13 protein-coding genes are annotated in these 13,150 nt (G+C 64.9%); 5 read left to right on the top strand and 8 right to left on the bottom strand.

The features are described from left to right. The 5 genes from IP68_RS03040 (at window position 1) to IP68_RS03020 (ending at window position 4,070) form a co-directional block, all read left to right on the top strand. Window positions 1-528 carry a DsbE family thiol:disulfide interchange protein gene (locus IP68_RS03040; protein ID WP_054133485.1) on the top strand — a complete coding sequence of 176 codons (528 nt, stop codon included), beginning with the start codon at window positions 1-3 and terminating at the stop codon, window positions 526-528. After that, window positions 528-950: a cytochrome c-type biogenesis protein gene (locus tag IP68_RS03035; RefSeq protein ID WP_054133484.1), complete on the top strand. Its 423-nt coding sequence runs from the start codon at window positions 528-530 to the stop codon at window positions 948-950. The genes IP68_RS03040 and IP68_RS03035 overlap by 1 nt, the downstream gene beginning before the upstream one ends. Then, complete coding sequence (locus IP68_RS03030; protein ID WP_054133483.1) at window positions 950-1,651, top strand: tetratricopeptide repeat protein; 702 nt, start codon at window positions 950-952, stop codon at window positions 1,649-1,651. The genes IP68_RS03035 and IP68_RS03030 overlap by 1 nt, the downstream gene beginning before the upstream one ends. A 185-nt stretch (window positions 1,652-1,836) precedes the next feature. After that, window positions 1,837-3,756, top strand: coding sequence for a potassium transporter Kup (locus IP68_RS03025; RefSeq protein ID WP_054133482.1), 1,920 nt, complete (start codon window positions 1,837-1,839; stop codon window positions 3,754-3,756). 14 nt (window positions 3,757-3,770) lie between these two features. After that, window positions 3,771-4,070, top strand: a complete 300-nt coding sequence (locus IP68_RS03020; RefSeq protein WP_054133481.1) for a putative quinol monooxygenase — start codon at window positions 3,771-3,773, stop codon at window positions 4,068-4,070. A gap of 3 nt (window positions 4,071-4,073) precedes the next feature. On the opposite strand, the gene IP68_RS03015 is transcribed toward IP68_RS03020, so the two are convergent. The 8 genes from IP68_RS03015 to ilvC all read right to left on the bottom strand — a co-directional run bounded on the left by IP68_RS03015 (window position 4,074) and on the right by ilvC (window position 13,071). Beyond that, window positions 4,074-4,997 carry a hypothetical protein gene (locus tag IP68_RS03015; RefSeq protein ID WP_054133480.1) on the bottom strand — a complete coding sequence of 308 codons (924 nt, stop codon included), beginning with the start codon at window positions 4,995-4,997 and terminating at the stop codon, window positions 4,074-4,076. A gap of 116 nt (window positions 4,998-5,113) precedes the next feature. Further along, window positions 5,114-6,088, bottom strand: coding sequence for a nitronate monooxygenase family protein (locus tag IP68_RS03010; RefSeq protein WP_054133479.1), 975 nt, complete (start codon window positions 6,086-6,088; stop codon window positions 5,114-5,116). Window positions 6,089-6,323: 235 nt separating this feature from the next. After that, on the bottom strand, window positions 6,324-7,988 hold the full coding sequence (gene leuA, locus IP68_RS03005; protein WP_054133478.1) for a 2-isopropylmalate synthase: 1,665 nt from the start codon (window positions 7,986-7,988) through the stop codon (window positions 6,324-6,326). A 321-nt stretch (window positions 7,989-8,309) separates the two neighbouring features. Continuing rightward, complete coding sequence (locus IP68_RS03000; protein ID WP_054133477.1) at window positions 8,310-8,933, bottom strand: YceI family protein; 624 nt, start codon at window positions 8,931-8,933, stop codon at window positions 8,310-8,312. Window positions 8,934-9,021: 88 nt separating this feature from the next. Then, window positions 9,022-10,293, bottom strand: coding sequence for an adenosylmethionine--8-amino-7-oxononanoate transaminase (locus tag IP68_RS02995; RefSeq protein ID WP_054133476.1), 1,272 nt, complete (start codon window positions 10,291-10,293; stop codon window positions 9,022-9,024). Next, entirely contained in the window at window positions 10,290-10,907 is a 618-nt protein-coding gene (bioD, locus tag IP68_RS02990) for a dethiobiotin synthase (RefSeq protein ID WP_054133475.1), read from the bottom strand. The genes IP68_RS02995 and bioD overlap by 4 nt, the downstream gene beginning before the upstream one ends. After that, the gene (locus IP68_RS02985; RefSeq protein ID WP_054133474.1) at window positions 10,904-12,043 is read right to left on the bottom strand and encodes an 8-amino-7-oxononanoate synthase; all 1,140 of its coding nucleotides are present in this window, start codon (window positions 12,041-12,043) and stop codon (window positions 10,904-10,906) included. The genes bioD and IP68_RS02985 overlap by 4 nt, the downstream gene beginning before the upstream one ends. A gap of 8 nt (window positions 12,044-12,051) precedes the next feature. After that, window positions 12,052-13,071 carry a ketol-acid reductoisomerase gene (ilvC, locus tag IP68_RS02980; protein ID WP_054133473.1) on the bottom strand — a complete coding sequence of 340 codons (1,020 nt, stop codon included), beginning with the start codon at window positions 13,069-13,071 and terminating at the stop codon, window positions 12,052-12,054. Window positions 13,072-13,150: the final 79 nt, after the last annotated feature.

Genomic DNA, 13,150 nt, shown 5'->3' with positions numbered 1-13,150 from the left:
ATGAAACACTGGGCCATCTGGCTGCCGCTCGCGCTGTTCGGCGTGCTGTTCGCCGTGTTTGCGAGCGGCCTGATCGCGCCCGGCGATCGCACCATCAGCTCGCAGATGATCGGCAAGCCGCTGCCCGATTTCGATCTGCCCCAGGCAGTGCCCGACCGGCCCGCGCTGGCGCGCACCAACTTCACCGATGGCAAGCCCCGGCTGCTCAACGTCTTTGCCAGCTGGTGCGTGCCCTGCATCGCCGAGGCGCCGTATCTGCAGCAGCTCGCCGATGCCGGGGTCGAGATCAACGGCGTCGCAATCCGTGATCGCGGTCCAGACGTGCAGGCGTTCCTTGCGCGCAACGGCAACCCCTATGCGCGGATCGGCGCGGACGATGTCAGCAAGATCCAGTTCGACCTGGGCTCGTCGGGCGTCCCTGAAACCTTCGTCATCGATGGCAAGGGCATGATCACCTATCAGCATATCGGCGACATCCGTCCCGAGCATGTGCCCGTGATCCTGCAGAAACTGAAGGAAGCGCAGTGATGCGGGGCCTGATCCTGTTGCTCCTCGCCCTGTTCGCGCAGCCGCTCGCCGCGCAGGATACTCTTCCGCCCGCGCCCTACGCCTACAAGCAGCTCGATGACCCGGCGAAGGAAAAGTCCGCGCAGGATCTGATGATGACGCTGCGCTGCCTGACCTGCCAGAGCCAGTCGATCGCGGATTCGGACGCGCCGATGGCAGGCGATATGCGCCATCAGGTGCGCACGCGCATCGCAGCAGGTGAAGACCCTGAGGCGATCCGGGCGTGGCTGATCGAACGCTATGGCGACTGGGTGTCCTATCAACCGCAGGTGACCGCGATGACCTGGCCGCTTTTCGCGGCACCGATCGTGCTGCTGCTGTTCGCAGGCATCATCGCCCGCAAGCGCTTTGGCAAGGCCAGGGCAACCGGAGACAAGAGCTGATGGCGTGGGTGATCGTTCTGCTGGTGGCCGTGGCCATCATGGCCGGCATGATCTGGCTGGGCAAGCTGCCGCGCCGGGCGTGGGAACTTGCGGGTGCCGCGCTGTTCCTGGGGATTGCAGGCTATGCCTGGCAGGGCCAGCCCTCGCTCGCCGGATCGCCCAAGGAGCCGGTCGAGAAGCTCAGCATGTTCGACGAGGACCTCGCCAAGCAGCGCGACGAGATGGGCGGCAACTTCGGAGATGCCCGCGCCTGGCTGGTGCTCGCCGATGCGCAGAGCCGCCAGGGCAAGTTCGCCACCGCCGCCACCGCGCTCAGCAAGGGCCTGGAGACCTATCCCGAGGACACCGATCTGTGGGTGGCGCTCGGCAATGCGCTGGTCGGCCACAGCAACGGCCTGCTGACGCCTGCATCGCAGTTCGCCTATCAGAAGGCCGCGACGCTGACCCCCGATCACCCCGCACCGCCGTTTTTCCTGGGGCTGGCGCTCGCCACATCGGGTCAGTTGCAGCAGGCGCGGGCGATCTGGGGCGAACTGCTCGAGCGCTCCCCGCCCGAGGCCGAATGGCGCGAGGACCTGACCACACGACTCGCGCGGATCGATGCTTTGATCGCCCAGCAGAGCGGTGCGCCCGCGCTGGGCATGCCCGGATCGGTGCCGCCGTCTGCGGATCCAGCACAACCCGTTGATTCACAACCATAATCGTCACACCGCGATTATATTGCACCGCATCATGCCGCATGCTAATCCGCGTGCCATTGCCGATTTGGCGATAGGCGAAAGGGGACGATGAACGCGGGCTGCCTGGCCTTCACGCGTTCGCACACTGCCCGATGATGACTGATACTCCTTCAGAAGTGCCCTCAGAGCAACCGAGTGCCGGGTCGATGGCGGGCGAACAGGTGGCCCAGCAGGCTGGCAACGCTGACACGCACAGCAGTTCGGTGGCGTTGCTCGCGTTCGGCGCGATCGGCATCGTGTTCGGCGATATCGGCACCAGCCCGATCTACGCGTTTCGCGAGACCTTTGCCGGGCACCATCCGCTTACCCCTGACCGCGAGCATATCTTCGGCGTCGTCAGCCTGATCTTCTGGTCGATGACGCTGGTCGTGGGGGTGCAATATGTCAGCATCCTGATGCGTGCGGACAACAAGGGGCAGGGCGGCAGCCTCGCACTCGTCGCGCTGATCTCGCGCAGCATCGGACGCACCAGCTATGGCTGGCTGCTCATCCTGCTGGGCGTATTCGCCACCGCATTGTTCTATGGCGACAGCATGATCACGCCCGCAATTTCGGTGCTGTCGGCGGTCGAAGGGCTGACCGTGGTCAATCCGGGGCTGCAACCGCTCGTCATCCCGATCGCGGTCGCGCTGCTGGTATTCCTGTTCTTCATCCAGTCCCGCGGCACCGCCAAGATCGGGACGTTGTTCGCGCCGATCATGGTGCTCTATTTCACCACGATCACGGTGCTGGGCGTCTACCAGATCCTGTTCAATCCCGAGATCCTGCTGGCGCTGAACCCGTGGTACGCGGTACGGTTCTTCATCAATGATGGCTGGTTTGCGTTTCTCGCCTTGGGCTCCGTCGTCCTCGCGGTGACGGGCGCCGAGGCGCTGTATTCGGACATGGGCCATTTCGGGCGCGGTCCCTTGCGGCTCTCGTGGTTCGGCTTCGTCATGCCCGCGCTGCTGATCAACTATTTCGGCCAGGGCGCGATGATCATCGGCATGGGCCCTGCGGAGGCTGCCGAGACGATCAAGAACCCGTTCTTCCTGCTCGCGCCCGACATGCTGAGGCTGCCGCTGGTGCTGCTCGCGACCGCGGCCACCTTCATCGCCAGCCAGGCGGTGATCTCGGGCGCGTTCTCGATCACCCATCAGGCGATCCAGCTCGGATATATCCCGCGGCTGTCGATCAAGCACACCAGCGCTTCGGAAAGCGGGCAGATCTATATCCCGCTGATCAACTGGGTGCTGATGATCGCGGTGATCCTGCTGGTGCTGACCTTCCAGAGCTCGAGCAACCTTGCCGCGGCCTATGGCATCGCGGTGACCGGCGCGATGCTGATCGATACTTGCCTGATGGCGGTGCTGCTGATCGCGATGTGGAAGTGGAAATTGTGGATGGCGATTCCCGTCATCGTCACCTTCGTGGTGGTCGATGGCGCATACTTCCTGGCAAACGCCACCAAGATTCCCGATGGCGGCTGGTTCCCGCTGGTCATCGGCGCGTTCACCTTCACGCTGCTCACCACCTGGGCGCGCGGTCGCAAGCTGATGCGCGAGACGATGATCGAAAGCGCGCTGCCGATCGAGGTGTTCGTCAAGTCCGCGCAAGGTTCGGCCACCCGGGTCAAGGGCACCGCGATCTTCATGGCATCGGCGACCACCGGCGTGCCGACCGCGCTGCTGCACAACATGAAGCACAACAAGGTCATCCATGAGCGCGTCGTCATTCTGACGGTGCAGATCATGGAGGTGCCCTATGTCACCGATGCCAACCGCTTCCAGGTGGAAAGCCTGGGACACGGCTTCTACCGCATGGTGCTGCGTTATGGTTTCATGCAGTCGACCGATGTGCCCGCTGCGCTCAAGGACGTGAAGGAGCTGTGCGGCGGCAAGTTCGAGATGCTGCAGACCAGCTTCTTCCTCTCGCGCCAGACCCTGCTCACCGCCGAACGCCCCGGAATGCCGGTGTGGCGCGAGAAGATCTTCGCCTGGATGCTGCGCAACTCGGCCAGCCCGATGGAGTTCTTCAACCTGCCCTCCAACCGCGTGGTGGAACTCGGCAGCCAGCTGGAAATCTAGAAGGGGGCCGGGCCATGATCGTGATTGCAGGCTTTTATCGTTTCCCGGTCGACCAGCTGGACGCTGTGAAACCGGCGATGGCGCGGATGATCGAACTGAGCCGTGCGGAGCCGGGCTGCGGGCATTACGCCTTTGCGCACGACGTCGTGGAGCCGGGACTGATCCGGGTGAGCGAATCCTGGCAGGACGAGGCGGCGCTCAAGGCGCATGCCGCCAGCGCGCACATGGCCGAGTGGCGCGCCGCCAGCGCCGCGCACGGCATTCATGACCGGACGATCACCGCCTATGACGTGACGGGCTCACGGCCGCTCTGATCATCACTCGGCCTTGCAACTGAGCGTCAGGTTGCGCTGCTGCAGGTCGTAGAGCAGGCTGGAACAGCCTTGCAGGAACCGCCTGCCGGCAACGATGCGCAGATCGACCTTCTTTTCCTTCTTGGCGACGACGACGATTTCGTCCGAATCTCCGCCCTCGGTTGCTTCCTGCTCGGCAATGCCCGAGGCATCGCCATAATCGCTGTAACGCACATCGACCGTGTCCAGCATGGTCTGGCCGACGGGGATGGGCTTTGACAGCGTCATCGCGCGGGTGGGCCGCTGGATGCCGAAATAGATCAGGGTCTGGCGGGGTTGTCCGGTAAACCGGCCCTCGCGCTTTCGCGCCAGCCAGTTGCCGGTGGGGGCGCTGGCCAGGGTTTCCGGACGCTGCAGGCTGAACTGGAAGCGAACCTCTTCCCCCTCCAGCGCAAATGTCGTGCCGATCCCGCCGCGCCCAAGAAAGCCGAAATTGTCGAGCGGCAGCTGCTGCGTGCGTTCACTGGCAGCAGCCGCCGCCAGCTGGAAGCGCACCCTTTTGTAGGGCAGCGAGGCAGGGCTAATGGTGCCATCGGCGATGGTGGAGGATGCGCGGTCGGCCCAGAAAATCCGCTGGTTCTTGGGGCCGACCCCGTAATCGACCTTGTGCACGGCCGAATCGCCGCTCACCCGCTCGGGGCCCACCACCGTGATGAAGCCGAACATGCCGGGTTTCAGTTGCAGCCTGGCCGCGACATCCGGGTTGAGCATGGGGGCATCGGCGGCTTCGGGGCGCACCTCGAGCCGCAGGGGCAGACCGTTGATCGTCACGTCGATCAGGTTGTCGCCGGTGAGAACAAGTTCCTCGGGCAGTTGGGCCTTGGGCGCGGCCTCGGCGTGAACCGAACAGACAAGTGAAGCAGCCGCAACGACAGCGATTGCACGCATGACAATCTATCCCCCTCGATATTCGTCAACACCCGGGAGGAATAAGCCGGTTTCGAGCTTAACCGTCGATGACCAAACAAACGGGCCGCCGTTCCCGGGCGGCCCATGCAAGGCGATCAATAGGCAGAGCGCGCGAGCAGCGATTCCTTCGCCGCGTGGTATTCGCGGGTGAGGCGCCCGACCATGTCGGCGACGGTATCGACCTTGTCGACCGCGCCGATGCCCTGGCCGCTGCCCCAGATGTCGCGCCACGCCTTGGCATCGGTGTTGCCGCCCGAGCCGAAGTTCATCGTGCTGTAATCGCCCTTGGGCAGATTGTCGGGATCGAGACCCGCGTTGACGATCGACTGGCGCAGATAATTGCCCGACACCCCGGTGAAGAGGTCGGAATAGACGATGTCGGCGGCCTTGCCCTCGACGATGCCGTTCTTGTAGCCATCGTCGGCGCGCGCTTCGGCCGTCGCGATGAAGGCCGAGCCGATATAGGCGAAGTCCGCGCCCATCGCCTGCGCGGCTAGGATGGCCGCGCCGCTGGCGATCGATCCGGACAGGGCCACCGGGCCGGTGAACCACTGGCGGATTTCCTGCATCAGCGCGAAGGGCGAGATGGTGCCGGCGTGGCCGCCGGCGCCAGCCGCGACAGGGATCAGGCCGTCTGCGCCCTTTTCAATCGCCTTGCGCGCGAAGCGGTCGTCGATCACGTCGTGCATGGTGATGCCGCCCCAGTCGTGCACGGCCTTGTTCAGGTCTTCGCGCGCACCCAGCGAGGTGATCACCATCGGCACCTGCCACTTGGCGCAGGTCATGATGTCAGCTTCCAGCCGGTCGTTGGACTTGTGGACGATCTGGTTGACCGCATAGGGCGCGGCGGGCGCATCGGGGTTGGCGCGGTTGTATTCGGCCAGTTCCTCGGTGATCTGGTGCAGCCACTCGTCGAGCTGGCTCTGCGGCCGCGCGTTGAGCGCCGGGAACGACCCGATCACGCCCGCCTTGCATTGCGCAATGACGAGCTCGGGGCCGGAGATGATGAAGAGCGGCGACCCGATGACGGGCAGGCGCAGGTTGTCGCAAAGCGGGGATGGCATGGTCATGGCCGCGACATTAGCCATGGTTCATGGGCTGTCCAGAGGCATTCTTAACTAGGCAATTAAGTTTTGAATGAAAACTGCAGGGGGCCGCTTAATTCCTCCCCGAGCTTGCTCGGAGAGGGGGACCGTTCGCGCATCGAATGGTGGAGGGGCTCGATAACGACGGTTGGTAAGAACCCCTCCACCATCCTGCGGATGGTCCCCCTCCCCCAGACAAGCTGGGGGAGGATTTGACAGATCAGATCCCCTCGAGCGCGCTCAATACCGCTTTGATCGAAGCCGTCGCGACGTCCTCGTCCACCCCGACGCCGAAGCAGGGCGAGCGGCCGTCGACCGCGCATTCGACATAGGCCGCAGCGCGCGCCTTCGATCCTGCGCCGATCGCGTGCTCGCGGTAATCGGCGATGTCGATGGCAATCCCCAGCGCAGCCGACAGCGCATCGACCACCCCCGATATCAACCCGTTGCCGCGCCCGCTGACCGGGATTTCCTTGCCGTCCGCGATGATCCGCCCGACGAACAGCCGGTCGCTGCCCGCCTTGCGTTCCTCGTAATCGACCAGCTGGTACTTGCCCTGGCCGTCGAGCCGGTAGCGCGTCTGGAAGGCCTGCCAGATATCGCCCGAGGACAATTCCATGCTTTTGGCATCGGCGAGCGCCTGCACGGTCTTGCTGAAATCGGCCTGCAGCCGCTTGGGCAGCTTGAGGCCCTGGTCCTGCTCGAGCACCCAGGCGACGCCGCCCTTGCCGCTTTGCGAGTTGACGCGGATCACCGCTTCATACGAACGCCCGATATCGGCGGGGTCGAGCGGCAGATAGGGCACCTGCCAATACTGGTCGTTGCGCTTTTCCTGCGCGGCAAAGCCCTTCTTGATCGCGTCCTGATGGCTGCCCGAAAATGCCGTGAACACCAGTTCACCTGCATAAGGGTGCCGCTCGGGCACCTTCAATTGGTTGCAATATTCCACCGTCTTGACGATCTCGTCCATGTCCGAGAAATCGAGCCCGGGGTGCATACCCTGCGTGTACATGTTGAGCCCCAGCGCGACGAGATCGACATTGCCGGTGCGTTCGCCATTGCCGAACAGGCAGCCCTCGATGCGGTCCGCGCCCGCCATCAGGCCCAGTTCCGCCGCGGCAATGCCCGATCCGCGATCATTGTGCGGGTGCAGGCTGATCACCACGCAATCGCGCCTGCTGATATGGCGGCACATCCACTCGATCTGGTCGGCGTAGATGTTGGGGCTGGAGGCCTCGACCGTCGCGGGCAGGTTGAGGATCAGCGGCTTTTCGGGCGTCGGCTGCAGCACCTCGATCACCGCTTCGCAGACCTCCAGGCTGAAATCGAGCTCGGCGGTAGAAAAGGTCTCGGGCGAGTATTCGAAATGCCAGTCGGTCTGCGGATACTTCGCCGCCTGCTCCTTGAGGATGTTCGCACCCTCGACCGCGATCGCCTTGACGCCTGCGCGGTCGAGACCGAACACGACCTCGCGCCACGCGGGCGAGACGGCGTTGTAGAGGTGCACGATCGCGCGATGGACCCCGGCGAGGCTCGCAAAGGTCTTCTCGATCAGGTCGCGCCGCGACTGGGTGAGCACCTGCACGGTGACGTCGGGGGGGATCTTGTTGCCGTCGACGAGGCCGCGGATGAAGTTGAACTCGGTCTCGCCCGCCGACGGAAAGCCGACCTCGATCTCCTTGAGGCCGATCTTGACCAGCAGGTCGAAGAACCGCTGCTTCTTGGGCCCGTCCATCGGGTCGATCAGCGCCTGGTTACCATCGCGCATGTCGGTGGAAAGCCAGCGCGGCGGCGCGGTGATCACCGCATCGGGCCAGGTTCGGTTCGGCAGGTCGACCCGCGGGAAGGCGCGGTATTTTTGCGAAGGATCGGTGAGCATCGGCATGGCTGAAAGGCGCCCCTGGCTGTTTGGTGGTGCGATAAGGGTGGCCAGCAATCAGCGCAACCGGTGATCGGCGCTGGGCGTGCTGGCAGGTGAAAAAGCCCTTAGGCGTGGCGCGCCGCATCGGCGCGCACGGTCGGTACACGCCTAAGGGCGTGTAAGTCGCAATCCAAGAAGGAGGGCCGATCCGGTCATAATGTCAGCGTCATTGCGTGAACCGGCGGCTTTGCGCAACAAAAAAATGGTCGGCGCTATCTCGCACGCAGGATGTGGGGAGAGGCAAACCCCTCCCCGGCGGATGACCGGGAAGGGGGGAGTTGCTTTTTACTGCTTTTCGAACGCCACGCTGATGTCGAGTTCGACTTCGTCGCTCACCATCGGCAGGCCATAAGCGATGCCGAAATCGCTGCGCTTGATCTCGGTCTCGGCCTCGAAGCCGATCGTTTCCTTCTTGTTGAACGGGTTGGTACCCGCGCCGGTGAACTCGGCGTCGAAGGTCACTTCCTTGGTGACGCCATTCAGCGTGAGGTTGCCGGTGATCTTGGCGGTCATGCCGCTGGCCACCACCTTGGTCGAGACGAAGCGCGCATCGGCGGGCGAGGGGCCGAAGAAGTCGGGCTTGCCGCCGTCCTTGCCCGCGCGCAGCAGATGGCTGGTGAGCCCGGCGCTGGCGGTGGTCACCTTGCCGACGGGGATGGTGACATCGACCTTGGCGGCGTTGAGGTTGGCCGGATCGATCATCAGCGTTCCGGCGATGTCGCCAAACAGGCCGTAATAATCGTTGAAGCCGAAGTGATTGACCTCCCAGCCGATCAGCGAGTGGCCGGGGTCGGTCTTGTAGGTGCCGGCGGTCACGCGGGCAGCGTCCTTCTGGCCGGGCAGCTGCATGCCTTGGCCGATCAGCGGGGTGGCGGCGACGAGAGCGAGGATAGCGAGAGTCTTGCGCATGACGAACTCCTAGGGAAGTGTGGGGACAGGAGCTCCGAAACTGGGTGCCTGAACGCCGCAAGTCAATCTTTGATCCGTCGCCAGCGAATCAGCGCCCGGCGGCCTCCAGCCCCTCGCGCACCACGGCGTAGATCGTCTGCAACTGGCCGGGCGTGGTGCAATAGGGGGGCATGACATAGACGGTGTTGCCCAGCGGGCGGATCAGCACGCCATGGGCCTTGCCGAACCCCGCCAGATGCACCGACCAGCTCGACAGATAGCCTTGGCTGTCGGCGACGATGTCGAACGCGGCGATGGTGCCGCATTGCCGCGTGCCGGCGACCAGAGGGTGGCTGGCGATGGCCGCGAGCTGTTCCGTCTGAAGCGCCGCAAGCGCATCGATCCGCGCTTGGACCGGCTCTTCGCGCCAGATGGCAAGGTTCGCGTTGGCGGCCGCGCACGCGATCGGGTTGGCGGTGTAGCTGCTCGAATGGAAAAAGCAGTCGGCGCGGTCGTCCGACCAGTGCGCCATGAAAATCTCCTCGCCCGCAAGCGTCACCGCCAGCGGCACCGCTCCCCCGGTCAGCCCCTTGGAGAGGCACAGGATGTCGGGGATCACGCCTGCCTGCTCGCACGCCAGCATCGTGCCGGTGCGGCCCCAGCCGGTCATCACCTCGTCGGCAATGAACAATACGTCGTGCGCGGCGCAGATCGCGGCCATCTCGGCAAGAACATCGGCGGAGTACATCAGCATCCCGCCTGCACCCAGCACCAGAGGCTCGACGATGAACGCGGCGGCGTGGTCGCGGCAAGCCGCATCCAGCGCATCGAAGGTCGCCTGCTCGCCTCCTGCAGCGGGGAAGGGGATGGCGGTGACGTCGAACAGCAAAGGCGCATAAGGCCGGTTGAACACCCCGCGCGCGCCCACCGACATCGCGCCGATGGTGTCGCCGTGATAGCTGTGCTCCATCACGATGATCTTGTGCCGCTGCTCGCCGTGCCCGCCCTTTTCTCGGTTGTGCCAGAAGCCCAGCGCCATCTTGAGCGCGACCTCGACCGCGGTGGAGCCGGAGTCGCTGAAGAACACGCGCGTGAGCGGCCCGGGCGTGATCTCGATCAGCCCGCGCGCCAGCGTTTCGGCGGGCTCGTGCGTCCAGCCTGCGAAGATGATCTGGTCGAGCTTTTCGCTCTGCTCGCGGATCGCGGCCATGATGCGTGGATGCGCGTGCCCATGCGTGGTCACCCACCAGCTCGAGATCGCGTCGATCCATGTCCGGCCATCGGCGCCATGCAGAACCGCGCCCTGGCCGCGCGCGATCAGCGGGATGTCCTCGCCCAGGCCATGCTGGGTGAAGGGATGCCATACGGGCGAGGGCGTCATGCGAAGTCCGCGAGATCGAAGCCGGCGGCAAAGCCATCGGCCAGCGTCTCGGCCGTCAGCGCAGCCAGCCGCGCCAGACGTCCGAGGCGGCGGACCTTGCCGATCGCGGCGATGGTGTGCTCGCTGTCGGGCACCGCATCACCGATGAACGCGACGCCATGGATCGGCACCCCGCGCGACCGCAACGCCTCGATCGTCAGCAGGCTGTGGTTGATCGTGCCCAAGGCGGTGCGCGCGCAGACGATCACCGGGATCTGCCAGCGCGCGAAGACATCGGCATAGAGCGTTTGGCGGGTCACCGGAACCAGCGCGCCGCCTGCACCCTCGATCACCAAGGGGGCGTCGATATCGGGCGGCGTCAGTGCACCGGGGTCTATCTCCACTCCGTCGATCTCGGCGGCGAGATGCGGCGAAGCGGGGGTGACCAGCCGCCAGGTTTCGGGCAGCGTCGATCCGGGGGCCATGCGCTCGACGAACGCTGTGTCGGTCTCGCCCTCGAGGCCGGATTGCACCGGCTTCCAGTATCTCGCGCCCAAAGCCTGGACCAGGGCAGCGCTGAACACCGACTTGCCGATATCGGTGTCGGTGCCTGTTACAACAAATCGCGGTTTCATGCGGGGATCATGATCCTGTCGAGTGATTCGGATAGCGCGCCGATATCACCCATCGAGACATTGCGGGTAATGGAAATGCGCAGGCGCGCGGTGCCGGGCGGCACGGTGGGCGGGCGGATGCCGCGAATGTCGAAGCCTTGGCGCTGCAGGCTGGCGGCGATCCGCATGGTGCGGGCATCATCGCCGATGATCACGGGGAGGATCTGGCTGGTGCCGGCCTGCGCACCCAGCCGCGGGGCGAGCAGGCGGCGCGCCTCGGCAACGCGCGCGAACAGCTCGTCGCGCCAGTCGTCATGGGCCGCGACGATCGCGATCGCACGGCGCACCATGTGCGCGATCAGCGGCGAGGGCGCGGTCGAGAACACGAAGGGCCGCGCGCGGTTGACGAGGAAATCGGTGACCACCTTGGGCGCGCAGATCAGCGCGCCTTCGCAGCCCAAGGCCTTGCCGCAGGTGTGCAGCGTGATGACATTCGGTTGCCCTGCAAGGCCATGCGCGAGGCCGGCGCCGGAAGGGCCGAACACCCCGGTGGCGTGGGCCTCGTCGATGATCAGCGCCGCATCGTGCCGCGCGGCGACCTCGGCCAGATCGGCCAGCGGGGCGCAGTCGCCGTCCATGCTGTAGAGGCTTTCGACCGCGATCCAGACCTGCCCGGATCCGCCTTCGGCGCGCCAGGCGGTGATGACGTCGTCGAACGCCTGCGCGTCGTTGTGCCGAGCGGCGCGGGTTTCGGCGCGGCCCAGTTTCATGCCGTCGTGCGCGGATGCGTGGATCAGGCTGTCATGCACCACCAGATCGCCGCGCTGCGGCAGCGTGGCGAACAGCGCCGCGTTGGCGGCAAAGCCGGTGGCGAAGAACAGTGCGGACTGGCTGCCGAAATGCGCCGCGGCATCGGCTTCGAGCGCCTCGTGCGCCGCATGGTTTCCACGCAGCAGCCGCGATCCGCCCGATCCTGCGGGCAGACCAAATGCCATGCCTTCACGCAAGGCATCGTGCAGCAGCGTCGATCCTGCCAGCCCCAGATAATCGTTCGAGGCAAAATCCTTGCCCGAACGGGGCGCAAGCGCACGCAGCCTCGAATCCCTTTTCAGGGATCCGAGCTGCGCGGCATGGGTTTCGAAGGCTGGCGTGGCCAACGCAGTGGTCAGTTCTTGGCCTTGTCGACCAGCTTGTTGGCACCGATCCACGGCATCATCGCACGCAGCTGCGCGCCGGTCTTTTCGATCGGATGCGCGGCGGCGAGCTTGCGCGCGGCCTTCAGTTCGGGCTGGCCGGCGCGGTTGTCGAGCACGAAGTTCTTGACGAAGCGACCCTGCTGGATGTCCTCGAGCACGCGCTTCATCTCCGCCTTGGTTTCGCTGGTGATGATCCGCGGGCCGGTGGTGATGTCGCCATATTCGGCGGTGTTGCTTATCGAATAGCGCATGTTGGCGATGCCGCCTTCATACATCAGGTCGACGATCAGCTTCACCTCGTGCAGGCACTCGAAATACGCCATTTCCGGCGCATAGCCTGCTTCGGTCAGCGTCTCGAACCCGGCCTGGATCAGGTGAGTCAGGCCGCCGCAGAGCACCGCCTGCTCGCCGAACAGATCGGTCTCGCACTCTTCGCGGAAGTTGGTTTCGATGATGCCGCTGCGGCCGCCGCCGACGCCCGATGCATAAGCGAGGGCAATGTCGTGCGCGTTGCCCGAAACGTCGCGTTCCACCGCGATCAGGCAGGGCACGCCGCCGCCGCGGACATATTCGCTGCGCACGGTGTGGCCGGGGCCCTTGGGCGCGATCATGATCACGTCGAGGTCTTCACGTGCCTCGATCAGGCCGAAGTGGATGTTGAGGCCATGCGCGAACGCCAGCGCCGCGCCAGGCTTCATGTTGGCGTGATAATCATCGGCATAGATCGCGGCCTGATGCTCGTCGGGCGCCAGAATCATCACGATATCGGCCCAGGCTGCGGCATCGGCGTTGCTGAGCACCTTGAAGCCTGCGCCTTCGGCCTTGGCGGCGGTGGCAGAGCCCGGACGCAGCGCGATCGCGACATCCTTGACGCCGCTGTCGCGCAGGTTCTGGGCATGGGCATGGCCCTGGCTGCCATAGCCGACGATGACGATCTTCTTGTCTTCGATCAGCTTGGGATCGCAATCGGAATCATAATAAACGCGCATGTCATTTCCCCATTTCTAATCTGGTTCGTCATTCCCGCGAACGCGGGAATCCCGCTTTGGTTGGTGCAGAGGCGGGACC

It is taken from the genome of Blastomonas sp. AAP25, assembly GCF_001295965.1.
Taxonomy (GTDB): Bacteria; Pseudomonadota; Alphaproteobacteria; order Sphingomonadales; family Sphingomonadaceae; genus Blastomonas; species Blastomonas fulva.
This window is presented reverse-complemented; position numbering and strand designations above follow the sequence as displayed.